Annotated in this window: 20 protein-coding genes; 7 read left to right on the top strand and 13 right to left on the bottom strand. The window is 50.3% G+C overall.

Going from position 1 to position 26,080, the window contains the following annotated elements; translation table 11 throughout:
• Nucleotides 1–38 precede the first annotated feature (38 nt).
• The 5 genes from AC0MA3_RS04750 to AC0MA3_RS04770 all read right to left on the bottom strand — a co-directional run bounded on the left by AC0MA3_RS04750 (nt 39) and on the right by AC0MA3_RS04770 (nt 6,115).
• Complete coding sequence (locus tag AC0MA3_RS04750) at nt 39–2,456, bottom strand: MMPL family transporter (protein WP_474655338.1); 2,418 nt, start codon at nt 2,454–2,456, stop codon at nt 39–41.
• A 28-nt stretch (nt 2,457–2,484) separates the two neighbouring features.
• Nucleotides 2,485–3,102, bottom strand: coding sequence for a TetR/AcrR family transcriptional regulator (locus AC0MA3_RS04755; protein ID WP_474655339.1), 618 nt, complete (start codon nt 3,100–3,102; stop codon nt 2,485–2,487).
• A 171-nt stretch (nt 3,103–3,273) separates the two neighbouring features.
• On the bottom strand, nt 3,274–3,945 hold the full coding sequence (locus AC0MA3_RS04760; protein WP_474655340.1) for a LutC/YkgG family protein: 672 nt from the start codon (nt 3,943–3,945) through the stop codon (nt 3,274–3,276).
• On the bottom strand, nt 3,942–5,369 hold the full coding sequence (locus AC0MA3_RS04765; protein ID WP_474655341.1) for a LutB/LldF family L-lactate oxidation iron-sulfur protein: 1,428 nt from the start codon (nt 5,367–5,369) through the stop codon (nt 3,942–3,944). Before AC0MA3_RS04765 ends, AC0MA3_RS04760 begins: the two co-directional genes overlap by 4 nt.
• On the bottom strand, nt 5,366–6,115 hold the full coding sequence (locus AC0MA3_RS04770) for a (Fe-S)-binding protein (RefSeq protein ID WP_474655342.1): 750 nt from the start codon (nt 6,113–6,115) through the stop codon (nt 5,366–5,368). The genes AC0MA3_RS04765 and AC0MA3_RS04770 overlap by 4 nt, the downstream gene beginning before the upstream one ends.
• A gap of 170 nt (nt 6,116–6,285) precedes the next feature.
• On the opposite strand from AC0MA3_RS04770, the gene aldA reads away from it, so the two are divergent.
• The gene (gene aldA / locus AC0MA3_RS04775) at nt 6,286–7,731 is read left to right on the top strand and encodes an aldehyde dehydrogenase (protein ID WP_474655343.1); all 1,446 of its coding nucleotides are present in this window, start codon (nt 6,286–6,288) and stop codon (nt 7,729–7,731) included.
• A 131-nt stretch (nt 7,732–7,862) separates the two neighbouring features.
• Here the strand turns inward: aldA and AC0MA3_RS04780 are convergent, their stop codons facing one another.
• Nucleotides 7,863–8,831, bottom strand: coding sequence for a bile acid:sodium symporter family protein (locus AC0MA3_RS04780; protein WP_474655344.1), 969 nt, complete (start codon nt 8,829–8,831; stop codon nt 7,863–7,865).
• Between the two features lie 95 nt (nt 8,832–8,926).
• Complete coding sequence (locus AC0MA3_RS04785) at nt 8,927–9,580, bottom strand: GntR family transcriptional regulator (RefSeq protein ID WP_474655345.1); 654 nt, start codon at nt 9,578–9,580, stop codon at nt 8,927–8,929.
• Nucleotides 9,581–9,799: 219 nt separating this feature from the next.
• On the opposite strand from AC0MA3_RS04785, the gene uxuA reads away from it, so the two are divergent.
• The 4 genes from uxuA to AC0MA3_RS04805 all read left to right on the top strand — a co-directional run bounded on the left by uxuA (nt 9,800) and on the right by AC0MA3_RS04805 (nt 15,546).
• Nucleotides 9,800–10,876 (top strand): mannonate dehydratase, encoded by a 1,077-nt coding sequence (gene uxuA, locus AC0MA3_RS04790; protein WP_474655346.1) that lies wholly within the window; start codon nt 9,800–9,802, stop codon nt 10,874–10,876.
• On the top strand, nt 10,877–12,487 hold the full coding sequence (locus AC0MA3_RS04795; RefSeq protein WP_474655347.1) for a mannitol dehydrogenase family protein: 1,611 nt from the start codon (nt 10,877–10,879) through the stop codon (nt 12,485–12,487).
• Between the two features lie 15 nt (nt 12,488–12,502).
• Nucleotides 12,503–13,915, top strand: coding sequence for a glucuronate isomerase (gene uxaC / locus AC0MA3_RS04800; RefSeq protein ID WP_474655348.1), 1,413 nt, complete (start codon nt 12,503–12,505; stop codon nt 13,913–13,915).
• A 185-nt stretch (nt 13,916–14,100) separates the two neighbouring features.
• The gene (locus AC0MA3_RS04805) at nt 14,101–15,546 is read left to right on the top strand and encodes a glycoside hydrolase family 32 protein (protein ID WP_474655349.1); all 1,446 of its coding nucleotides are present in this window, start codon (nt 14,101–14,103) and stop codon (nt 15,544–15,546) included.
• A 391-nt stretch (nt 15,547–15,937) separates the two neighbouring features.
• Here the strand turns inward: AC0MA3_RS04805 and AC0MA3_RS04810 are convergent, their stop codons facing one another.
• Nucleotides 15,938–16,327 carry a hypothetical protein gene (locus AC0MA3_RS04810; RefSeq protein ID WP_474655350.1) on the bottom strand — a complete coding sequence of 130 codons (390 nt, stop codon included), beginning with the start codon at nt 16,325–16,327 and terminating at the stop codon, nt 15,938–15,940.
• 472 nt (nt 16,328–16,799) lie between these two features.
• Here AC0MA3_RS04810 and AC0MA3_RS04815 point away from each other — a divergent pair, with 472 nt between their 5' ends.
• On the top strand, nt 16,800–17,672 hold the full coding sequence (locus tag AC0MA3_RS04815; protein WP_474655351.1) for an AraC family transcriptional regulator: 873 nt from the start codon (nt 16,800–16,802) through the stop codon (nt 17,670–17,672).
• 34 nt (nt 17,673–17,706) lie between these two features.
• Nucleotides 17,707–18,621, top strand: a complete 915-nt coding sequence (locus AC0MA3_RS04820) for an alpha/beta hydrolase family protein (RefSeq protein WP_474655352.1) — start codon at nt 17,707–17,709, stop codon at nt 18,619–18,621.
• Nucleotides 18,622–18,879: 258 nt separating this feature from the next.
• Here AC0MA3_RS04820 and AC0MA3_RS04825 read toward each other — a convergent pair whose 3' ends face one another.
• From AC0MA3_RS04825 to AC0MA3_RS04845, 5 genes are all read right to left on the bottom strand, one after another.
• Entirely contained in the window at nt 18,880–20,631 is a 1,752-nt protein-coding gene (locus tag AC0MA3_RS04825) for an ABC transporter substrate-binding protein (RefSeq protein ID WP_474655353.1), read from the bottom strand.
• A 75-nt stretch (nt 20,632–20,706) separates the two neighbouring features.
• Complete coding sequence (locus AC0MA3_RS04830; protein ID WP_379161474.1) at nt 20,707–21,609, bottom strand: carbohydrate ABC transporter permease; 903 nt, start codon at nt 21,607–21,609, stop codon at nt 20,707–20,709.
• Between the two features lie 10 nt (nt 21,610–21,619).
• The gene (locus AC0MA3_RS04835; RefSeq protein WP_379161476.1) at nt 21,620–22,576 is read right to left on the bottom strand and encodes an ABC transporter permease; all 957 of its coding nucleotides are present in this window, start codon (nt 22,574–22,576) and stop codon (nt 21,620–21,622) included.
• Nucleotides 22,577–22,703: 127 nt separating this feature from the next.
• Nucleotides 22,704–24,263 (bottom strand): response regulator, encoded by a 1,560-nt coding sequence (locus AC0MA3_RS04840; RefSeq protein ID WP_474655354.1) that lies wholly within the window; start codon nt 24,261–24,263, stop codon nt 22,704–22,706.
• Nucleotides 24,256–26,043 (bottom strand): sensor histidine kinase, encoded by a 1,788-nt coding sequence (locus AC0MA3_RS04845; protein WP_474655355.1) that lies wholly within the window; start codon nt 26,041–26,043, stop codon nt 24,256–24,258. Before AC0MA3_RS04845 ends, AC0MA3_RS04840 begins: the two co-directional genes overlap by 8 nt.
• Nucleotides 26,044–26,080: the final 37 nt, after the last annotated feature.

Consider the following 26,080-nt stretch of genomic DNA (forward strand, 5'->3'; position numbering starts at 1 on the left):
CAAGCATTTGTACGGGACGGCCTTCGTGTCGTCCTTTTTTATTTATTGCTTCCGCTCTCGGCATGAAGCTTGGCGATCAGCTTATCGCCCTCGACATCGAGGTTCGGAAGCAGACGGTCCAGCCACTGTGGAAGCCACCAGGCTTTGTCGCCGAAGACCGCCATTACGGCGGGAACCAGCGTCATGCGGATGAGGAAGGCATCGATCAGGATGCCGAATGCCAGGGCGAAGCCGATCTGCTTGATCATTGCGTCAGGCGCGAAGATAAAGCCGGCGAAGACGGATACCATGATTACGCCCGCAGCAAGCACAACGCGGCTGGCGAGGTCATAGCCGTGAACGACACTCTCATTGCCATGACGACCATGAACGTAAGCCTCGCGCATGGAGCTGACCAGGAATACCTGATAATCCATTGCCAGACCATACAGAATACCTGTGACCAGAATCGGCATAAAGCTGAGCAGTGGTCCACCCGTGTCAAACCCGAACAGGGAATGCAGCCATCCCCACTGGTAGACGGCAGTAGTTAGACCGAAGGTAGCGAGGACACTGAGAATAAAGCCGACCGTCGCTTTGATCGGAACGATGACCGACCGGAACACGAGCAGCAGAATGATCAGGGACAGGATCACGATGATGCCGATATACAGAGGGAAAGCATCGGATAGCTTGGAAGACATATCGATGTTGATGGCAGTAAAGCCGGTCACGCCGAGCGTTACATCATTTCCGGAGGCCACGCTGGAAGCGGGATCACGCAGATCCTGGACCAGATCTCTTGTCTCTGTATCTGTCGGGCCGGTTTTGGGGATCAGACTGATAATGGCAATATTGCCGGTCGCGTTGACGCCCATTGGGGACACCAGCGTAACGTTATCATGCATTTGCAGCTCCTGAACCAGCTTGCCCAGCGTCTGCATTGAAATTTTATCGGTCGGGTTCTTTGGTTCAGCGACTAGGAGCAGCGGTCCGTTGAAGCCTTCTCCGAAGCCTTTGGAGATGACATCATAGCTTTGGCGAGCCGGGGTGTCCAGATTGGCCGAGGCGCCGGACGGAATACCCAGCTCCATTTTGGTTACCGGAATTGCCGCCGTTCCAAGAATCAGAATCACCAGAATAATGATGACCCAGCGGTATTTCACTGTTGCATTTGCCCAGCGGTGCGAGAATCCGTGGCGGTCTTTATGGCCGGCAGCCGTGCTTTTTGCACGGGCTTTGGCAGTGCAGATCCTTTCACCAACCAGACCGAGTAATGCAGGCAGCAGGGTTAGCGCTAGCAGGACGTTGATCAGTACACTGGCAGCCGCAACGAGAGCCATGGTCGACAAGAAACCGATACCGATGACCAGCATGCCGCACAGGGCGATGATTACAGTCAGACCGGCGAAGAATACGGCACTGCCTGCGGTGCCAAGTGCGCGGCTTGCCGCTTCACCCGCGCTTAGCTTCTGATCGAGAATGAGCCGCCGCTGCCGGTTAACGATGAAGAGCGAGTAGTCAATACCGACGGCCAGACCGATCATAATCGCGAGCACCGGTGTAATATCATTCATCTGGATCACACTGGAGAGGGCAAAAGCACCGCCGACACTGATTCCGACGCCGAGGAGCGCGGTAATCAGCGGCAGACCGGCTGCAACGACAGAGCCCAGCGTCATGAATAGTACAACCGCAGCGACGACTACGCCAACTGCTTCAGTCGAGCCGATGGCAGGTATACTCTTCAGTGAATCGCTCGGAATGGCTGTGATACCGGAGCCTGCCTGCTCGACTTCAGTCACAGTGTTGATGATGTTATCCGGTACGGAAGAGGGCAGCGAGGTCTGCTGAACGGTGAATTGGAACTGGAACAGCGCGATGCTGCCGTCAGCGGAAAGCATCACACCGGGAACCGGAGCACCGTTAGCCATTAGCGGGCCGTAAGGCGCAGCCTGAGCAGCCCCGGCGGATTGCCCTGCCGCGCCAGTCTGTCCCGCCGCGGCTGCTTGGCCAGCTGTAGCCGCCGGATCTGCCGCTGCAGACTGTCCATCTGCGGTCGATTGTCCCGCCGCGGCTGCTTGGCCAGCTGCAGCTGACGAATCCGTAGCCCCAGCCTGGGCAGCCGCAGCAGCTTGGGCAGCCAGTTCTACGGGGTTAATGATGTAGTCCATGCTGTAGACATCATGGATAGCTTTCTGGAGCAGCGCTGCCCGTTCCGGCGTGTCCAGACGTTCTCCGTCCGGAGCGGTAAAGGCGACACTTGCCTGGCCTCCGGCAGCGGCGGGAAGCTCTTTAGCCAGCATATCCAGCACTTTTTGCGATTCAGTGCCTTCAATTTTCATTTCGGAGCTGGATTGTATGCCATTAATGCCTAACAAAGTGCCAACAACACCAAGAATGACGATCCAGGCTGCGAGGAACACCCACGGCTTGGAATAAGCCGATTTACCCAATCGGTATAGAAATGTGGACATGTGATGGTTTCTCCTTTTTTTCTCTGTTTTAAAAGCCGTTGCGTAAATAAGCAAACATAGAATTCAAATACTGATCGAACGGCATGGCACCGGAGCTCTCATCTCCAGCTTCGCCCGGCAGCATCACATTCATCCGTCCGTCCAGAATCGGCACGAACGCTCCGTAGACCGCACCGGCAAGCAGATGGGTATATCCGCCTTCATAGCGCCCGTGTGAGAAACGCTCGAGCACTTCCTGGGCAGCGATCTGCAAGCGGCGGAATACGCTGAGGATATACGGCTCAAGCGACGGATATTGATTCGCAAGGGATACGAACTGACGGAGTTTTTGCAGGAATTCGGAGGTGAACTGCAGCTTGAGAAGACTGTATAGTGCATCCAGCGGCGTTGCATCCGGAGGCAGGCCTGCGAACAGCATGTTCTGATCCTCTTTTGAGGCGTTGCCCATAAAATACTCCGCTACGGCTTCTTCTTTACACGAGAAATAATTGGCAAAGGTACGCCGGGAATATCCGGCCTGCCGGACCACGTCATCGACAATGAAGCCGTCCATACCTTGCGCAAGCGCAAGTTCGAAGGCGGCTTCAGCCAAGGCATAGGCGGTGGCTTCCTTTTTTTTGTCCCGCAGTGTCGGGTTAGGGTTCAAGTTCCATGCGGCCTCCTTTTTGTGAGATAGATAAACAGACTATGCTCTGTTCAATATATGCTATTATTGCACAATGGGCAAAATTGCACAATGAGCAACAAAAAAGCAGCTCCATCTTTACTGAGGATGCTGCCTGGTGATATGAACTTGGTATTAAGCCTGCTCATAAATCTAAATAAGCACGTAGGTCGCTCTCAAGGGGCCATGTACCCCGACAACGAGCTGCATTTCAATATCGGCGGAATTCGAAGGACCGGAGATGAAATTGATGGATGAACCCAAAGGTTCACCTGCCTGAATTCTGCGGTTTAGATCTGCTGCAGCCTGAGTAGAGCGGAGCACGAGCCGCTTTTTTTCGATCACTGCAATATAGTGGGCGGGCAGAAAATGGAGGGAGCGCCCTTGATCCGGGCGGCTCTCTACGACAATCGTTCCGGACTCGGCCAGTGCGTAGTCTGCAAAGACAATAGCGGTATTGGCCGATTCGGAGCGCAGAATATTCTGCTCCCTTCCTGCTGATTCTTCCCAGACGAGTGCATTTGCGAATTCCAGGCCGTACTCGGTAAACCGGGTATCTCCGGAAGTTATTACTGCCCCTCCTCCGTTGGCCTTGATCAGATCATTTAATGTTCTCTGTAAGATGTCCGGACTTGATTCAATGAACTGAGTATGAATGAAGAAACATTGCTCCTTGAGGATGTCTACCAACTCGTCGGTTGTAACACTGCTGGAATTACCCGGCATCAGGTCGTGCATATCAGGACGCTGAACGTCATAGATGCGTTCCCGCCCCAGCTTGGAGGCGATGGTGCGTAGAAAAGAGTCCCTGTTCGATGCTGTCATTGGCCAGAGCCCCCTTTGCGTTGTTCAAGCCAGGCCCGGAAGCTGTCCTTCTGCTTGACTGGCTGGCTTAGATCACGGGTATTGATCCAGCCGTGAATGAGTCCCGGTCCTCTCACAATGCGGCCATGTCTGCTGATCAGCCGGCTTGCCGGGTTCGCAAACCGCAGCGCTTTGCCGAATAATGCCTGGGAGGACAGCAGCCTTCCTGCCGTCTTCATCTGGAATCTTTCCGCGGCACCGGTGCGATGCTCCGTCACGATTTTTTGACGGTGCATGATCAACTGCTCATGCAGCGGGATTTTGACCGGACAGACATCCGTGCAAGCTCCACACAGGCTTGAGGCAAAAGGCAACTCTTTATAGTCATCGTATCCCTCCAGCAGCGGAGTGATTACCGCTCCAATCGGCCCCGGATAAATGGACCCGTAGGCATGCCCGCCAATATGACGATAGACCGGGCAGACGTTAAGACAGGCTCCGCAGCGTATGCACTGCAGGGCTTCACCAAACTCGCTTCCAAGAATATCGGAGCGGCCGTTGTCCACAACAACTAAATGGAACTCTTCCGGCCCATCCGTCTCCCCCGCCGCCGAGGGTCCCATTACGGTGATGTAGCTGGTCAATTTTTGACCTACTGCACTACGGCAGAGCAGGTTATCCAGAACTTCCATCTCTTCAAGCGTCGGCACAATTCGTTCCATGCCCATCACCGCGATATGCGTTTTTGGTATGGCGGCTGTGAGATCACCGTTGCCTTCATTCGTCACCAGATTAATGGCTCCCAGGTTAGCAACGGCAAAGTTGCAGCCTGTGATCCCGATATCCGCTTCCAGGAACTTCTGCCGCAGGACCGTCCGGGCAAAACGGGCAAGGTTCTCGGGATCTTCATCACCGGTATATCCAAGTTTCTCTGTGAACACTCTGCAGATTTGTGTCCGGTCTTTGTGCAGCGCGGGGGCTACAATATGCGAAGGCGGGTCCCAGTCATCCATCTGGAGAATATATTCACCCAGATCGGTCTCGATCAGCTCACAGCCGGCTTCCATCAGAACATGGTTCATTTCAATTTCCTCAGTGACCATCGATTTGGATTTGACAATTTTTTTAGCCTTTTTTTGTATGACGATGTCCCGGATATAGCTGCTTGCTTCCTCTTTGGTTTTGGCAAAATAGATATGCCCGCCCTTTTTCTCAATATTATCGGCCAGTTGCTCCAGGTAATAATCCAGATGTTTCAGGGTATGCTGGCGGATTTGCTGGCCGAGCGTACGCCATTGTTCCCAATTCCCGAGAGCGGTGGCGGCGGTCAGGCGCCTGGTCTTCAGGCTGTCCTGCGCTGAACCGACTGCACTTCTCATGAATGGATCACCGAGGCCATCAGTAGTCCGTGCGTTGAAATCCCGTTTATCCGTTTGCAGGCTCATGTCAGGGCTCCTCCTTTGGCAACAGCAGCATGGTGATGGTTCAGCACTTCTGCTATGTGCATAATCTTTACGGGTTCGCCTTTGCGGGAGAGGCGTCCGCCGATGTTAAGCAGGCAGCCCATATCTGCACTGATTAGAATATCCGCACCGGTGTCAACTACACAACCGCATTTTTCATCGACCATTTGCCCGGAGATTTCCGGCATTTTCACCGAAAAGGTTCCGCCAAAGCCGCAGCAGTTATCGCTGTTCTTGAGTGGTTCCAGCTGCAGACCCTTTACTTGTTCAAGCAATAGGAAGGGGGTTTCACGTTCGCCCAGCAGTCTTGTCATATGGCAGGAACGGTGGTAGGTGGCGGTTCCGTCCAGCCTTGCGCCCACATCGGTGATGCCAAGCACCCGTACGATGAACTGCGTAAACTCATAAGCTTTCTCTTTCAAAGCAACCGCTTTCAATTCCCATTGTGGATCTCCCTTGAAAATTTTCGGGTATTCATGGAACATGGCGATACAAGAACCGGATGGACCCACAACATAATCCGAGTGTTCAAAGGCAAGCATCATATTTTTCATGGCAAGCTTGGAATCTTCCAGATAGCCGCTGTTGTAAGTGGGTTGACCACAGCATACCTGAGAGGCCGGAAAATCAATCTCACAGCCCAGCCTTTCGAGTACCTGGGTCATAGCTATTCCGACGTTCGGAGAAGTGAGGTCTACGAGACAAGTGGAAAAAATACTGACTTTCATTCCGATTCCTCCAATCACAACCTTTTGTGATTATAGCTTAACTCAATAAGTCAATGAAAAACAACACAAAAACAAATAAAAAATGTGAATCTTGTTGACATAAAATAATGGTAGCGTTTACACTGTGAGGAGGGCAATTGGAACAATCTACCTTATGAGGGGGAGAAACAGTGGAAAAGCATTTGATGTACATCAACGGCCAATTTACAGAATCTGAAGGCAAAGAGTGGATGGAAGTAACTAATCCAGCAACAGATGAAGTGATTTCACAGGTTCCCAAAGCTACAAGGAATGATGTCGTGCGTGCCATTGACGCAGCAGAAGCAGCCCAGACTGCATGGGAAGAAACCCCCGCAGTTGAAAGAGGAAAGTATCTTCATGCCATTGCCAGCGGAATTCGGGCGGAGGCGGATAGCCTAGCCAGACTGATCTCCGAAGAAGTAGGCAAGACACTGGAATTGTCTACGGTAGAGGTTAATTTTACAGCGGACTATATGGATTATATGGCAGAATGGGCACGCCGCTATGAAGGGGAAATCGTGCAGAGTGACCGTGATAATGAGAATATTTTTGTGTTTAAACGGGCGATAGGAGTCACTACAGGCATTTTGCCGTGGAATTTTCCATTCTTCTTGATTGCCAGAAAAATGGCACCGGCGCTGATTACCGGAAATACGATTGTAGTCAAACCTAGTGCCGAATCACCAAACAACGCAGTGGCCTTTGCCAAGATTGTCGACAAAGCTGATCTTCCCCAAGGGGTATTCAATCTTGTCACCGGCAGAGGTGCAGAGGTCGGTAATGAATTGGCCAGTAATCCTAAAGTCGGAATGGTTAGTCTCACGGGCAGTGTGCCGGCAGGACAAAAAGTGATGCAGGCGGCTGCAGAGAATATCATCAAGGTCAGTCTGGAGCTGGGCGGCAAAGCGCCTGCCATTGTCATGGATGATGCCGATTTGGATATAGCGATTCGGGCGATTGTGGATTCCCGGGTAATTAATACGGGGCAGGTCTGCAACTGTGCGGAGCGGGTATATGTGCATAAGAAGATCAAAGACGAATTCACCACCCGTCTGGTTGAAGCCATGAAGACGGTAAAGTATGGCGATCCGCTGAAAGACAAGGATATTCAAATGGGTCCGTTGATCAATAAGGCGGCACAAGAATCCGTGCAGCAAAAGGTTGACCGTGCCGTTGAAGAGGGAGCCAAAATCGCCTGCGGCGGTAAAAAGGTTCAAGGCGCCGGCAGCTTTTTCGAACCAACGGTCATTACCAATGCCACCAATGACATGGAGATCGTTCAGGAGGAAATCTTCGGACCGGTCATCCCGATCATTTCTTTTGCTAACCTAGATGAAGCGATAACGCTTGCTAACGACAGTGAATTCGGACTGACCTCATCCCTATATACGCGGAATTTGAACGTTGCCATGAAAGTTATCAAGCGTCTTAAATACGGGGAAACCTATATTAACCGTGAGAACTTTGAAGCCATGCAAGGTTTCCATGCAGGCTGGAGAAAATCCGGCATCGGCGGCGCAGACGGCAAACATGGCCTGAACGAATATTTGCAGACTCATGTCGTCTACTTGCAGTATGATAAGTCGGTCAATTGAATCAACTGATCATGAATAGGGTAAGCGATACGGTCCGGGAGGGCCGTATTTTTATGTGTACCGGTGTAACTCTTTTAGTAGTGAACAGCAGATTGTAGGAGCAGGTGAAAGAGCTGTTTCAGCTCTCGGAATTACGCTGCCGAGGTCTGATCAGCCGTGTTTCGGACCTTCGTGCGGTGGCTGAGCAAAAAGCCGACGAGTGAAGCGAGCAGCTGCTGGAACACCATGCCTAGCACGACAGGAACAGCTACCGGAGCGGGGAAATAGGACACGGCCAGGACAGCGCCAGCGCTGATATTGCGCATGCCTCCATTGAAGATAAGGGCAACTTCGTCTGCTTCGTTCCAGCGCATAAGCCTCGCCGTCAGAAAGCACAGGGCATAACCCGTTGAAGCCATAAGCACAATGACGAAGGCCAGGCCCAGCAGATGCAGGTTGATATCAGCCAAGTACGGAGATATGACAGACCCGTTAATGATGATAACCGCTGCCATACAAAGTTTGGAGACCGGATTCAGCCGGGGACTCCATACGGGAGCAACTGCGCCTTTGGTCCATTCATTAAGCACCATGCCAGCCAGAGACGGGACCACAATCATCCAGAACAGGCTGCTCATCATAGCGCCCGCTTCAAGTTTTACGTTCGTTCCAATCAGCAAAGACAACACGCCCGGTACGATAAAAGGCGATAGCATGGTGTCGATCAGAATGATGGACAGGGTGAGTGCCGTATTTCCTTTGTAAATGCTGACCCAGATAAAGCTGCTTACCCCCGTTGGAATTACTGCGGCAAGTACAAGGCCTGTGATTGTAAATTCATCCGAATGATACAGCACATTCCCGATTCCTGCGGCAAATAGCGGCATGGCAATGTGCAAAATGAATAAACAGGCGAACAGAGGCAGGGGTTTTTTGAGTACGCTCACGAAATCTTTGAATCCAAGACTGATACTTCCGGCAAATGTCATAAAAGCGAACAGCCAGGGAGCCAGATAGGTATAGGAGGAGAGTGAACTTCCGCAGAGGACTCCGGTCAGAACGCTAAGCGGAGTGATTAACGGCATCATTCGGTTCAGCGTCCTGTTTATAGCAAGAAGCATAATATGACATCCTTTTTGAATCATTTTTCACTATTATACATCTTTTAATGAACAGCAGTTTAGAGGATCCTAGACAACCCTTCTTTGATATTGGACTATTTTTTTAAGTACTCTGAGAAGTTCTCCTGAAAGTCCAACGAATGGATATCTTCCCGCAGATGGTGGTGAATCAGAGGTCCGATGTGCTCTGTATCCTTGTGTACCAGGAGTTCGAGAAGTGTCTGGTGCTCCTTCCAGATTCCTTCCAGCTTCTCTGTCTTTAGCATGTGCAGCCTGCGGTAGCGCAGGTAGTGCACATTGGACTGCTGAATCAGATTCCATAGGAACTCCCGCCCGGCGAGCCGGTACATAGCACGGTGGAACGCATCATCCAGATTGAGAAAGGAATCGATGTCGTTTTCTTTTCCGATGACTTCTTTCTGCCTCTCCAGAATGTCTTTGAGCTCATGCAGCCCGGTCAGCAGCAATTGTGATGATAGATCCTTGAGAATTTCTTTCTCCAGGGTGCTTCGCAAATAAGTGATCTGTTCAACGGATTCAAGATCTATATAGGACACGATGTTTCCTTTTTTGGGATAAATATCAGTATAGGATTCCAGTGCAAGCTGTTTCAGCACGTCACGGAGCGGCGTCCGTGAAATCTGAAATCGGTCGGAAAGGGCTGTTTCGCTCAGAATAGTGCCTGGCTTCAGGGTAAGGGTGAGAATCTCGTGCTTCAGTGTATTCAAGATTTCATCTTTGATCGACATTTCTCTTCCTGCTTTCAATAGTTAATGACATGATAATACTAGTATACATGATGATAGAAGATAATAAAATTGTTTATCAAAAGGGTTGAATAAATAGAATCATATTATCCTTACATACTCTAATTTATATTGTGTTGACAACAGTAGAGTCTTATTCTATGATCAAGAAAATCTTGTATACAAGATTGATGGGGAAGACAATCATAGGAGGGGTTATCAATGAACATGACGTGGAGATGGTATGGTGAGGGCAATGACAATATCACGCTTGATCATATCCGGCAGATTCCGGGAGTGATGGGTATCGTCTGGTCTTTGCATGAGAAAGTGGCAGGAGAAGTGTGGGAAATGGAACGCATCCAGGAAGTGGCGGATCAAATTACCAGCAAAGGCTTCAGTACGGCTGTGGTCGAGAGCGTCAACGTTCATGATGATATCAAAATCGGCTTACCGACCCGTGATAAATATATCGATATTTATATTGACACCATCCGCAAACTGTCTAAAGTCGGCGTAAAGGTAATCTGCTACAATTTCATGCCGGTGTTTGACTGGACCCGTACGGAGCTCTACAAGGAATTGCCCGACGGCTCCAATGCCCTCTTTTATGAAAAGGCTGCCATTACCGACAATCCGCGGGAGATGGTGGACCGGATTCTCAAGGGAGCCGGAGAATTTACCATGCCGGGCTGGGAGCCTGAGCGCCTGGCGAAGCTGGATGAGCTGTTTGCCTCCTACGCGGATGTGACGGAAGACATCCTGTTCGAGAACCTCAAGTACTTCCTGGAGCGCATCATTCCGGTATGTGAGGAAGTGGATATCAAGATGGCGATCCATCCTGACGATCCGGCCTGGCCGATCTTTGGGTTGCCGCGCATTATCCGTAACCGGGATATGATCCGCCGATTCCTGGATTTGGTGGATAGCCCGTACAACGGTCTGACCTTCTGCACAGGGTCGCTGGGCACGAATCCGGATAACGATCTGCCGGCAATGATCCGCGAGTTCCATGACCGTATTCATTTTGCCCATATCCGCAATGTGAAGGTGTTTGAGAACGGGGATTTCATTGAGGTATCGCATCGTGGGCGCGATGGAAGTGTCGATGTGGCGGAGGTCGTCAAGGCTTATCACGACAATGGATTTATCGGTTATGTCCGTCCGGATCACGGGCGCCATTTGTGGGGTGAAGAGAAAAACTGCCGTCCAGGCTATGGGCTCTACGACAGAGCTCTTGGGATCATGTATTTGCTTGGCGTCTGGGACAGCCTGGACAATGTCAAGGGGGCGAAATAAATGCTGCGCCTGAACAGAATCAGTATCCAAGGGGAAGCGGCAGCCTGGAACGCGGTAGGAGTGGAGCTACCGAAGTTCGACTACGCGCAGGTGGCGGAGAATACAGCACGGAAGCCGGAATGGATTCATTTCGGTGCAGGCAACATTTTCCGAGGATTCGTGGCGAATGCCCACCAGAAGCTGCTGGAGAGCGGCAAAGCGGATACAGGTATCATCGCGGCGGAAACCTTTGACTTTGAGATGATCGATAAGGTATACAAGCCGTATGACAACTTGACGCTACTGGTGTTGATGAACGCAAACGGAGATTTTCAGGAAAAAATCATCAGCAGCATCGTAGAAGGAATCGCAGCGGACAAGAACCGTGAAGCGGATTACCGCCGCCTGATTGAAGTGTTCGAGAACCCTAGCTTGCAAATGGCCAGCTTCACCATCACGGAGAAGGGCTATTCGCTCACGGGTCCAAACGGAAAGTATCTGGGCATCGTGGACAAGGATATCGAAGGCGGGCCGGAGCAGCCGGTTCATGCCATGAGCATTGTGGCCTCTCTTGCATACAAACGTTATTTGAAGGGTGCTTATCCAATGACCTTTGTCAGCATGGACAACTGCTCCCATAACGGCGACAAGCTGAAGAACGGTGTGGTTACGATTGCGAAGGAATGGGCGGCAAAGGGGCTGGTAGAGGAAGGTTTCGTGGCCTATCTGGAGGATGAGCAGCTCATTGCCTTTCCGCTGTCGATGATCGACAAAATCACGCCGCGCCCTTCGGAATCGGTACAGGCGGCGCTGCTGGAGCAAGGAATTGGCGATATGGAAGTAATCATTACCTCCAAGAATACCTATACGGCTCCCTTCGTCAACGCGGAGGTTAGTGAATATCTGGTGATTGAAGATAAGTTCACGAACGGCCGCCCTCTGCTGGAGGAAGCGGGCATCATCTTCACCGATCGGGATACGGTCAATAATGTGGAGACGATGAAGGTTACAACGTGCCTCAACCCGCTGCATACGGCGCTTGCCGTATCCGGCTGTCTGCTTGGTTACACCCTGATTGCGGATGAGATGAAGGATGATACCCTGCGGAAGTTCGTGGAAGTCATTGGCTATAAGGAAGGGCTGCCGGTTGTGGTAGACCCGGGCATTCTCAGTCCGAAGCAGTTCCTGGACGAAGTGTTGACCGAGCGCTTCGCCAATCCGTTCATACCCGATACGCCGCAGCGGATTGCTACCGATACCTCGCAGAAGGTAGGTATCCGATTCGGTGAGACCCTTAAATCCTATACCCGTCGCGATGATCTGGACCCAGCACAGCTGACAGCCATTCCGCTGGCCATTGCGGTCTGGTGCCGGTATCTGCTTGGCGTGAATGATGAGGGTGAAGCTTTCACGCTAAGTCCGGATCCGCTGCTGGAATCACTGCAGGGACATCTGAAAGGGGTCACCCTCGGAGACCTATCCGCCAATATACGCCCGATTCTTGAAGATGAGCAGCTCTTTGGCGTTCCGCTCTATGAAATTGGCCTCGGAAGCAAAATCGAGGGCATGTTCCTGGAAATGCTGGCCGGTCCGGGAGCCGTGCGGAGAACCTTGGAGAAGGTTCTGAAGTAGGAGAGGAGAATGACGATGAAGCCTTTTATACATGAGAATTTTCTGCTGCAGACCGAGGAAGCCCGGGTACTCTACCATGAGTATGCCGAATCGCTCCCGATTATCGACTACCATTGCCATCTGAACCCGGGGGCTATCGCTGAGAATAAGCGGTTTGGCAGCATAACTGAAGTATGGCTGGGCGGAGACCATTACAAATGGCGGGCGCTTAGAACGTTCGGCGTCGACGAGAAATATATTACGGGTAATGCATCGGATGAGGAGAAGTTCGCCAAGTGGAGCGAGGTGCTGCCCTTTACCGTGGGCAACCCGCTGTATCACTGGTCGGCGCTGGAGCTAAAGGCGTACTTTGGTGTGGAGGAGCAGTTAACCCCGCAGAATTGGCGGCGGATATATGATCATTGCAATTCTTTTATCGCTCAGGATGGCTTCACGGCCCAGGGGCTGATTACCCGTTCTAAGGTGAAATGGATCTGTACTACAGATGATCCGGCCGACGATCTGCACTACCACAGGCAAATCGCCGAGCAAAAAGAGTTCCAAACCGGCGTTACGCCGACGTTCCGTCCGGATAAGGCGCTGCAGATTGAACCCGATGCTTTTCTGGAATATGTTCATAGTCTGGAGCATGCTGTAGGTTATGCCATCACTTCCTATGCACTCATGGAACGTGCCTTGCTGGAGCGGATTGAGTATTTTGATAAGCATGGCTGCAAGGTCTCCGACCACGGGTTCTCGCATCTTCCCTTTGCTGAGGCAGCACCGTCCGTGCTGGAGGCCATCTTCAGCAAACGTCTGAGCGGCGGAGTCTTAAGCCGCCTGGAATCCGACCAGTATCAGACGGCGTTATTCCTTGCCATGGGCCGCAAGTATGCCGCCCATGGCTGGGCCATGCAGCTGCATGTCGGAGCGATCCGCAATCCGAATTCACGCATGTTCCGTGAGCTTGGCCCGGATACAGGCTTCGATACTATCGGAGACGGCAGCTATGCGGATAGCCTGTACAAGCTGCTCGACGGACTGGAACGGACCGGAGAGCTTCCGCGAACGATTCTATACAATCTGAATGCGGTGCAGAATGATGTGCTGGCTGCGATGGCAGGTTCTTTTCAGGGAGGCGGAATCAAGGGGAAAATCCAGTTCGGCTCCGGCTGGTGGTACAACGACCAGAAGGACGGAATGCTGAAGCAATTGACGTCTTTGTCCAATCTGGGTCTGCTAAGCTGTTTCGTAGGGATGCTCACGGATTCCAGATCCTTCCTGTCCTACACGCGGCATGAGTATTTCCGGCGGATTCTCTGTAATCTGATCGGAGGCTGGGTGGCTGACGGCGAAGCGCCGGGGGATCTTGCGTTCCTGGGAGGCATCGTTCAGGACATTTGTTATCATAATGCTGAACGTTACTTCGGGTTTCCGCTGGAAAAGTAACCTGACTTATTCATAACTGAGGGGCTGTGGGTCTGTTGAAGACTTCCGGTCCCTTTTTTTTGTGGGACGATGTGCTATCTTGTGAAATACAATCTGGAGAGTATGATAAACTGATCTACAAGAGTTACAAGCATACAGAAGGAAGCACGTGCCAATAACATATCCAATATAAAGGGTGATGAAGAGTGGGGATTCTGGAAAAAGCCAAATACAGGCCTGTAGTGCATTTTTCTCCGGAACAGAACTGGATGAATGACCCGAATGGACTGATTTATTTTGAAGGAGAGTATCATTTGTTCTACCAGTATCATCCCTTCTCCACCACATGGGGCCCTATGCACTGGGGGCATGCTGTCAGTAAGGACCTGATTCAGTGGGAAGAGCTGGATATCGCCTTATATCCGGACCATAACGGAGCGGCGTTCTCAGGAAGTGCAGTTGCCGACTGGAATAATACCTCCGGTTTGTTCCCTGAGAAGCCGGGGATTGTAGCGATTTATACCAGTCATTTGGATGGAAGTGCAGACACCCCGGCGGTCCAAAGTCAGAGTCTCGCATACAGCCACGACAACGGAAGAACCTGGATGAAGTATGAAGGGAATCCTGTGCTTACACACCCGTCCAAGCCTGATTTCCGCGATCCCAAAGTGTTCTGGTCTGAAAGCTTCAGCAAGTGGATCATGGTTCTTGCTACAGATCAGACGATCACATTGTATTCTTCTGTGAATCTGAGAGAGTGGAGACTGGAAAGTGAGTTCGGTGAGGGAGCTGGCTCCCATGAAGATGTGTGGGAATGTCCCGATTTGTTCGAACTTCCGGTAGAGGGGACGGAGGAACACCAATGGGTGCTCCTGGTCAGTATTGCCGATAACAAACAATTGAATCACGGGTCCAGGACCCAATACTTCATCGGTTCGTTTGACGGATCGGTCTTTACACCGGAGCATAATGATATCCGGTGGCTGGATTACGGCAAAGACAACTATGCGGGGGTCAGCTTCTCGGATATTCCAGGGGAAGACGGGAGAAGAATCTACATCGGTTGGATGAACAACTGGCGCTATGCCAACCAGACACCGACTCCGGGATGGCGGGGGGCGATGACGATTCCCAGATCGTTGTCGCTCCGTGAAGATGAAGGTGAGATCCGTCTCTGTCAGCAGCGGGTTAAGGAGCTAACGCAATATTTGGACCAGCAAATAACCTTGCCGAACCTGCTGCTTAAGCCGGGCGGCAAGTACGAGGTCAGACTGGATGCGTCCGTGATCGAACTGAATGTGAACATCGGGGAATATCATGCGGAGGAGTTCGGAATCATCCTTAAGTATGCCGGTTCCTATCAGACGGTTCTTTCCTATTCTACTGCCGAGGGAACTCTTATACTGAAAAGAGATCAGTCCGGAGAAACCGGATTCTCGGATATGTTCAAGGATATGCAGACTACAGAAGCACTGGGTACTCTCCGCAATCTGCGTGTGCTTGTGGATTCCTGTTCGGTTGAAATCTTCGCGAACGACGGGCTGGTATCGGTCACAAGTCTGATTTTCCCAGGCAGCCATTGCCAGAGCGTATCTCTGTATGCGGAGGCTGGACCGGTTCAGTTGCGGGAAGGCCATATTATGTACCGGTAAGGCTGCGGGGAAGTTTTTTTATGGGCAAAAGCCTTGCAAAGAATTGATAATTTATGAAACACAGGCTAAGGTGAGTTCGGAGCCTATATGTGACTACTTTGGAACAACTGTGCGGTTGTCCTTGAGCTGTTTTCCGATCCTTTGGCCGGTGGCTGCAATGTTAGCAGAATGTTAGTGGCGACGTTCGCAGCAGTGTCCATTTCAGCATACAACTCGCGTAAGTGGCAGTATTCATTTCAGTATTCATCCTAGCCTTCGCAACATCATTCTTCTCAATGTTCCCCTCCATGATCGTGGCAGCGGGCACGCACCGTATGAACAACTGTCAGAAGTAAATAAAGTGTTAGACTGGCAACTGGTGCCCGTTGGTTAAGCTAACAGGCAGGATAGTTCAAGATAAACCGCGGTGAACCGTACCATAAGTAAGTACAAACTCTTCTCTAAGTGAAGCGTCAAAGAACAATTCAATGTCCTCGACGCTTCTTTGGTCTGGGCTATTGCCAGCGTTTATTGTGATTTTATTGATGATCGTGTGGAGCAAGTCTTTTTGCTTCTCAGGCTCAATTGTCGGAATGATTTTCGAAAATTCATTCAGTACGGCATTTACTTGCTCAAACGATACTTCGGTTATAGTCGGTAGCGTAAGATCATGCTCAATTTGCCTTTTCTGATCAAGTAATTCTTTCTTCTCTATTTCAAGCGCATGGACTTTATGAGGGAAATACGAAGCGATACAACACGGAATTACAATATATGATATGACTAAGTAGGCATATGCCAATGATTGAGCAATTCTAAGGAGGAATATATATAATGCCATACCCTTTTGATTGCATAACCAACTTTATGTTTTATGATACGGAAATTTCCACAGCAGACGTAATCTTAATTCCTGGCGGAAGCCACCCACAATTAATGGAGAGAGCCGCCGACTTGTTTCATCAAGTTAGCGCCCTATATTCTTCCATCGGGTGGTGATACGTCACATGTAGAAAAAACTGAATGGGACTTCCTATGAAATGTAGGCTTAATGCTAGGTATTCCAGATTCAGCAATTCTCAAGGAAGATAAAGCAACAAACACCTTTGAAAATTCACGATTCTCATGGAATGTTCTACAACTGGTATCTGGAAGAAACAAAAATACAATGTGTAATGAATGAATTGGAGAAGGAGTGCCCCAATTCCGCAAAATATATCAAAAATAAAATTATGAAATGATGTACAGTTGTGGTATATCCATGGAGGCGTTTAATGAATTACATTGCATTGGTAACCAAAGCAATATCCTATATTGAAGACCATCTGATAGAAAAGACCACAGCCGAAGAAATTGCAGAATGGGTAGGATATTCCCCCTATCATTTCCACCGAATCTTTCAATCCGTTACACGAAACACCGTCTCAGATTATATCAGGAGGCGGAGATTGACTCTTGCCGCGTATGAATTATTTCATTCCGATCTTAGAATCGTAGAGATCGCGATAAAATATCAGTTTGAATCTCAGGAAGCCTTTACCCGTGCCTTTCAAAAAATGTTCTCCATCTCGCCGGGACGGTTCCGCAAGCAAACAAACATGAAAGACACGTTGTTTCGGACAATGGAGAAGAAAGCATTGGATGAATCCGGGATGCGGCATTTGCTCTACGGAGTAACCCTCGATCCCTTGATTATCAACAAGGAAAAACTCAATTTGGTTGGAATGGAAATAAGGGGGATGGGCTCCCGAGAAATCGGAAAGCTGTGGAGCGGTTTCAGGCAACGAGTAGCGGAAATCGATAGAAGAAGAAATCCCGAATCTACCTTTTACTCGTTATTTATGCTTACAGGAGTTCAGTGGGAAGTCTCTTACATCGCTTGCGTCGAGGTTTGCGAAGAGGGGCAGATCCCTGAAGGGATGGTCTATATAGTCCTCCCAGCAACAACATACGCTGTATTCACGCACCGGGGGTCGCTGGATAGAATACCAGATACGTTCTATTACATCTATAACACATGGTTACCGAAATCGGGAAGAATACGCACGAATGATCCGGAATTTGTACGATACGATCATAGATATACGGGTCCTATGAATGATGATTCCGAGTTTGATATTTATATACCCATTGGCCCGATATCGTGACTTGAGCGAAGTTCGAGGAAAGGAAGTATGGTGAATGATAGGAAACGCAGAGTTTAAGAATGGGTATGCAGGATTCCGAAAAGTAATAATAGACGATATCTCCTTAGGCATTACGTTTCCCATGACGGTGATGTATCCGGTAGGCAATCCCGAACAAGTAGAGCGATTGGGACCCTACCTGTTGGAATTGGCCAGAGAAGCAGAGCCTTCGGAAGGGATGTTTCCACTGGTTATCATCTCTCACGGTACCGGCGGTTCACCGCTTGTATACCGGACGCTGGCTCGGCATTTAGCTCGCAACGGTTTTATCGTCGGCATGCCGGAGCATCCATACAACAATCGAAACGACAATAGCTTGGAAGGGACGGTACAGAATCTTGTAAACAGACCTAGGCACCTTAGGATGGCCACCGACTGGTTTTTCGAAAATAAGATGTTTAAGGAGAAATTAATGCCGAATGCCGTCTCGATCATCGGGCATTCCTTGGGCGCTTACACGGCATTGGCAGCGGCGGGTGGCGTACCAACTTCGCTTCCTCATGAAACTTCGGACGGAAAGCCGCAGTTCATAGAGGTTACAGAGGATCACAGAATCAAGTCCCTAGTTCTACTTGCGCCGGCGTCGGTCTGGTTCCAAGCTGAAGGGGCCTTGCGTGCGGTTAACCTTCCCATCTTGATGTTGGATGCAGAGAAGGATCTATTTACTCCCCTTTTTCACGCACAAATAATAGTGGATGGCGTTGCTGATCCGAAGAAAATACAATACAGAACAGTTGAAAACGCCGGACATTTCTCCTTTTTGTGCCCCTTCCCGGAATCGATGAAGAGCCCGACGTTTCTCCCTGCTCAAGATCCCCCAGGCTTTGATCGCGAACATTTCCATAAAACGCTTAATGCAAACATATTGGATTTTCTTTATACCCATCATGACGGGAGATATGACGACTAGGCAAAGCTTTCTGTTCATGTGCACATATTAGGTTGCATAAAGAATGAGTTTTTCTACAAAGGATGACTATAAACGTGCCGTTACAGATAGCGCGGTGAAGCGCATCACAAGTAACGCCTAGATCATTACACTAACGAGGAACGTTAGTTCAACAAAGCCGGCGGCAGTCTAATACTTTATTTTCTTTGGACAACAACAACAAGAGCCGTACGGATTATCCGCATGGCTCTTATTGTTGCTGCATAATTCAGGTTGCTCTTATTTACTACTCCATAAGGCGACACGGTCCTGCACATATTTGGTGTAGCCCTTTTCCATTTTTGCTACGCCGGCTTTGTCGAGATCTGCCATGTAGGCATCCCAGATTTTGTCGAAGTCTGCTGGCTTAGCCAGGATGGCTTGAGGGATGCGTTTCCATGTAATGTCTCTCATTTTGTTGCCCAGAATGGAGACTTCATCTTCCCCGGGAATGGCGATGTTCCAAGCGGCTCCGTATGCTTTTTCCTTGAATTCTTCTTCTTTCGGGAAGAGATCCTTCCAAGTGGTAGCTTTGTAGGCAGCCAAAGTTTCTTTCTCAACGTCACTGTAGCCAAGCACCAGTTGTTCAGGGAAGTTCTTGGTATAGTAGTTGCCAGTCGAATCCTTAGCGCCGTCGCCGTAGTGAACCATCATATTCCAGTAGAAGCCGATGCCTGACTCCTTGGTGAATGCTGTATTGTCGTTGTTGATCCGGTCCTGAACTTCTGCAGGAACCACACGTTTGCCGTTCTCGATCTTATAATGCTTGCCTTCGATACCCCAGTTATTCAGAATTTGTCCTTCATCGGATGCCAGGTAGTCCAGGAACTTGATGGTGCGGACCGGATCGGGATTCGTGCTGGAAATGGAGATCCCGTAACCGCCCATGAAGCCGGTAGGCCAGAAGCTGGTTTCCTTATATTCTTCTTTCAGCGTCACCGGATAGTGACCGTAGGTCTGCTCGAATTTGCCTGCTGTCTTGAGGGCCTGCTGAGCATCATTGTAGTCCCAGTCCTGGTCAATCAGGCCGAGCACACGTCCTGTTGCAACTTTGGCTTTATATTGGTCATACTTCTGCACAAAGCTCTCCTTGTCGAGCAGGCCGATGTCATTCATGTGGTTCAGCCAGCGGAAGTATTCCTTCTCTTCAGGACGGCGGAAGTGGTAGATAGCTTCATGTGTTTCTTGGTCTACATAATATTCCCCGTCATCCGAGCCGCCTGTGGTAGACACGGCAGGGTTGGTTACAGAAATGTACATATGCCAGTCATCCGCGTTCAGGGAGACTCCGATGTTTTTGTTGCCGTTCTCATCGGTGGGATGCTTATCTAAATAGGCTTTGATCACATTTTCGTAATCCGTAACCGTCTTGATCTCCGGATACCCGGCTTCCTTCACAACGCGGTGCTGCAGCTCGAACCCTCCGCCAGCCACGAATTTCTTCTCATCTACCGCAGCCCAGGTCGGGATGGAATAGATGGACTGGTCTTCATTGGTATACTTTGCCCGGGCCAGGTTATCGCCGAGCACACGCTTGATGTTGGGTGCATATTTGTCGATGAGTTCGGTCAGATCAATTACCGCTCCGGCATCGACCAGCTTACCGATATCGCCTTTGGCGGAGATGATGTCAGGATATTCGCCGCCGGCTGCGATCAGGGCGATTTTTTGCTGCGGATCGCCTACGGCAAATTCCGCATCGAGCGTAACGCCTGTTTTTTCCGTGATGACGGTGCTGACCTCATCCTTCATATTATTCCAGTTCGGATTCGGGTCTTCTGCGAAGAAGGAGAGTGTCAACGGACTTAGATCTTCGGCTTCGGCCGTAGCCTCTGCAGTAGCAGTGGCAGTGCCTCCATTAGCAGCCTTAGTAGCCTCGGCATTATCTGCCGTATTCTTGGTATTGTTCGAACCGCTGCATCCGGCCAGCACACTGAGGAGCAAGGTCAAGACCATTAGCAGCACGTACGGTTTCGCTGTCTTTCTTGTCATGAATAGAAACCCTCCCTTTTTCTCGTGAAAAATGTATTGTATACACAGGCAAAGCCTGATGATACCGCAAGCGGCCTAGCTTTTTACCGAACCCAGTGTCATGCCCTTGACGAAGTAGCGCTGCAGGAACGGATAGACCACCAGAATAGGCACCGTGACCACGATCGTGATCGCCATTTTGACCGATTCGGGGGAAATCTGCGCCATGACCTCGACCATATTGCGGCCGCGGAAGTTATCGGCGTTGGTTGTCGTACTCTGGATGACCTTCATGAGCTCGAACTGCAGGGTGGTCAGCCCCTCCTTGGAACCGTTATAGAGATAGGTGTCGAACCATGCATTCCACTGGCCGACGGCCAGGAACAGGGCGATGGTCGCCAGCGCCGGCTTGGTCAGCGGGAGGATTACCCGCCAGTAAATCGTGAAGTCATTGGCACCATCCAGCTTGGCGGATTCCTGCAGGGCATAAGGCAGTCCGTCGATGAAGGATCGGATCACGAATACGTTGAACGCGCTGACAAGACTGGGGAGGACATATACGCCGAAGGTCCCCATCATATGCAGGTTTTTGATCAAAATGTAGAAGGGGATCAGTCCGCCTGAGACGTACATCGTCAGCGCCAGAAAGGTGGAGACGAACTTGCGTCCCTGAAAGTCCACCCGGCTCAGGGTGAAGGCCAGCATGGAGGCGCTGATCAGCCCGAGGATCGTCCCGATGACCGTACGCAGAACAGAAATCTTCAGTCCGGTCATCAGCCCGGAATAGGCGAAGATCGTCTCATAGTTCTTGAACGTAAACACGCGGGGAAAGACCGTAATCCCGCCCTTGATACTGTCCGTAGAATCGTTAAAAGAGATCGCCAATACATTCAGAAAAGGATATAACGTAGCGATGGTCACCACAGTAATCGCCACATAGACTACCAAATCGAAGATACGGTCTGACCAGGATGCGGCGGCCAGTCTGTTATTCAGCATAAAGGGCCTCCTAAATGATGCTTTCCTTAGTTATTTTTTTGAAAATACCGTTCGCTACAAACAGCAGAATCACACTCACCACAGAGTTGAAGATGTTGATGGCTGTACCGAAGGAGAAGCGTCCCATCCCAAGCCCGTAGTTCAGTGCGTACAGGTCCAGTGTCTGGGAATAATCACGCACCAGATTGTTGCCCAGCAGGAACTGTTTCTCGAATCCGATACTGATTAAGTGGCCGATGGAAATGATCAGCAGGATCACAATTGTCGTCCGGATCCCCGGCAGTGTTATGTTCCGCACCTGCTGGAGCCGGCTTGCACCATCCACTCTTGCGGCTTCATACAGCTCTGGACCGATACCAGAAATGGCTGCGAGATAGATAATCGTGTTCCAGCCAGTTTCTTTCCAGACATCCGAAGCGGTGACGATGCCCCAGAACAGATTGCCTTTGGCCATGAATTGGATGGGTTCGCTAATCAGATGCAGACTCATCAGCAGGTCGTTCACCGCACCGTTGTCGGTAGAGAGCATCTTGGTAATAATCCCCGCAGCAACCACCCAGGACACGAAGTGGGGCAGGTAGGAGACCGTCTGTACAAAACGTTTCAGGAACATCAGCCGCACCTCGTTCAGGAGAACGGCGAAAATAATGGGAATAATGAATCCGGCCAGCAGGCCCATAATGCTCATCGCCAGTGTGTTGCGGAGTGCATTGAAGAACTGCTCATCCTGGAATAGCTCCTTGAAGTATTTCAGCCCGACCCATTTCTGCTCGAAAAAGGATTTGCCCGGCTTGTATTTCTGAAAGGCCATCGTCCATCCCCACAAAGGCAGATAGTTGAAGACAAATGCCCACAGTACAAACGGAACAGACATCATATAGAGATATTTCTGCTGCAGGAACTTTGGCCAAAAACGTGAGGCAGGCTTCTTTGGCACCGGCTCTACTTTAGCGGTAATCGCTTTCATTTATGTCCCTCCTTCGATATGGCATTATCATAATCTATGAAGAATCCGGGAAACACCCGAACATTTGAGTTAAAAAACAGGGAGGAATCCGCCTTTTTCGTAAGCGCTTTCTGAAATTAACTGGCGGTCAAATTGTGCTTTTTCTGCGATAGTCGGAAGGAGAAATACCTTCGATCTTCTTGAACTTTTCCCGGAAATAATCCACATCACTGAAGCCGACTTCGCTTGCGGCCTGATGGATTTTACAGCCTTGATCCAGCAGATCCTTGGCTTTTTCGATGCGGACTTTGTCCAGATAGCTGTTGAACGGGAGGCCAGTGCTGTTCTTGAACAGCTTGCCCAGGTAGGCGCTGCTGTAAGTGAACACCTCGGCGAGCGTATCCAGCTTCAGATTATCCTGATAATGGCGGTGGATGAGGTCCAGCATCCGTTTCATTAAAACATCCATATCGTCATGGGCTATACCGGCTGCATATTGCTCCAGAAGATGAATGACATGCGTCTGCAGTCTGGGGAGGGAGGTGTGTCGGTAGATTTGCTCGATCTGCTCATCCATTCCGCTCTGCAGCTGTTCCAGCTCCTTGTAATGCAGCGAGAGCTTGTTGATCAGATAGGTGACCAGTCTCACATAACGTGATTTCATCGCCATCTCCGAATAACAGGCGGCAATCATCAGATCTCCGGCTTCCCGGATCAGTGGGGATAGTACCTCAATGCTCCCGATATCCATGGCAAAAAACAGCCGTTCCACCACAGAGACAAGACCAGATTCCGATTCTTCCGCAGTGAACGGCAACCCTTGCTTCAGCTTGAGGGAACCCGGTCCGATCATCCCCGGCTCATCGTAGAAAAAATGCTCCTTCATCCGGGCCAGTGCCGATTGGTGGGAGCGGGGAACCTCTTGCAGAGTGTCCACCATATCACCTGCGGCAATGATACAGTCCAGCCCTTGGCACGTTACCGCTTCTTGTATATTCTGGACCATTAATTTACGCACGAGCTCCTTCTGGAAAGAAGGCTGGAGCAGGACGCCCAAATAAGAGTCCATAGCGAAAACAATACCCCATTCCTGTTCTTCAAAGCTGGCTGTAAGTCTCGCCTTCACTGCCGTTGAGGGACCATTATCTGCATTGTCCTGAAGCAGCAGCCGGATCAGGACCACCTGATAGGAATCCCAGTGTATTCCGGATTCAAGCACGGCTGCATCCAGGGAGGACGATGTCTGCAGGTTATTCTCCATCAGCAGGGACTGGATCAGCATTTCCCTGCTCCATACTTTGACAGCAGCATGCTTCTTCCGGTGCACGGTCCGTGCGGCAAGCTCTGCGGACAGCGTGGACAAATAGTGATGTAATTCATCTTCATCCACCGGCTTCAGCAAGTAATTGTCGATCCCGAAGGTCATTGCACGCTTGGCATAACTGAAATCTGCATACCCGCTGAGGATAATGATATGCATCTCCGGATCATTTTCCCGCAGCTCCTGAATAAGCTCCAGGCCGTCTCTGCCGGGCATGCGGATATCGACAATCATCAGATCCGGGGAGTACAGCTCATATTTATGTTTCGCTTCAATAGCATTCGCTGCGGTATCAACGACCTGATAGCCCAGGCTCTCCCAGTCCAGCAGTGCCGCAAGCCCCTCACGAATGGCTTGTTCATCATCCACAATCAGCACACTATACATAAGTATCACTCCTAAGGGGGATCACAAAGCTGATCTGCGTGCCAAAACCGTTCTGGCTTGCCAGACTCAGCCCATATTCCTGGCCGTAGGTCAGCTTGAGCCGCAAATGAATATTGCGCATCCCGATATTATTGGTTTCATAGTCATCCTTGTCCTCCAGCATCTCCCGGATTTCTTGCATCCGCTGTTTGGAAATGCCTGTTCCATTGTCGGAGACCTGGACTTTGAGCTGCTCGTCTTCAATGCGGATGTCCAAGCGGACCATGCCTCCGTCGATCTGATCTTCCAGCCCGTGGACTACGCAGTTCTCCACGAGCGGCTGAATAATAAGCGGGGGAATCTGAATGAGATTAGCCTCGGGATCTACGTGTAGCTCATAATTGAGCCTGTCATCATAGCGGAATTTCTGGATGACCAGATAACAATTAACGGTCTCCAGTTCGCTCTGCAGGCTGATCATCCCGTTGCCTACCTCCAGGTTCTTGCGCATCATTTTCCCAAGCAGCCGAACGACTTGTGATATATCGGCCTGTCCCCTGACATGGGCTTTCATCCGGATAGATTCCAGGGCATTGAAAAGAAAGTGGGGGTTGATCTGGCTGGCCATCATTTTGAATTTGATCTCATTTTGCTTCAGCAGGGTAGCATTTCGCTGCCGGTTGGATTCTTGAACTTCACTCATCAGATCATTAATGTTCCGTACCATATGATTGAACTGTCTGGCCAGCTGGCCGATTTCATCTTTACCGTCAATTACGAGCGTAGCTCCCAAATTCCCGGAACCCACCTTGGAAATATGCTTGCTTAGATGCAGCATCCGTCCGGTAAGCAGCCGCGAGAAGTAGTAAATCAGCAGAATAGCCATAATTAATGCGGAGATAATGACCGAAGAAGCGAGCGAAATAATCCGGTTGGGCTCCTCCACGATACTTTCTACGGAGAAGATCGAGATGATGCGCAGGCTGTTCAAGCTTCCTCCCGGCTGCCAGTCATCAATCAGCATTTTGAAAGGCTTGCCTTCAATCGATACATCATAGGGTCCTTGTCCGGCAGACGATACAGCCTTAAAGTCTATATCGTTCAGAGTTTTGCCGAGGGTGCCCGCACGGTTGGAGGCCACAATATGGTCATTCTCATCGACAATGAGGGTTTCAAAGCTCTCCTGGTCCAGAATGTCATTCAGTTTCTCCGCATTTACGTTGACGACCAGTACCCCGGCAGTCCGCTGTTTAAAAAAATCGACCTTGCGGATCAGGCTGAGATAATATTGGCCATCGCGGTTGTCGAGAATATAGTTCCAGCAGACCATCCCCTTCTGGGTCAATGCTGTCTGGTACCACGGCTCCTGTGTGACCTGCTCATCCGCCTGCAGAAACTCCCAATTGTCCAGAACGGTCGGATTGTCGATGTACAGGCGGATACTGGAGATTTCCCTGTACAGCCGGACAAATTCACGGAAGTCGGGGTAATTCCAGTAGGCTTGCACCACATCATATACCGACACGTAGCGGTGGTTGGCGGCCTCCTCCAGACGGCTGTCATTGGACAGACGGTAAGCGATATCGAGTGGAACATTAAGCATTTCGCCGGTCCGTTTCTTCACCCGGTCCACATTGGCCGTAATCTGTTTCAGCGCATTATCCATTGCCATATTCCGCAGCTCACTCGTCAGGAACACTCCCACAATCAATACCGGAATGAGCGTGACACAGCCAAAGGACAAGAGGAGCTTGGTCCTTAGCCGCAGATTGTTCATCATAGTGATGATATGGGCATACACGAAAAGAACACCTCCATTCCTTATATTGATAACGCTT

The sequence above is a fragment of the Paenibacillus sp. LS-5 genome (assembly GCF_056121505.1).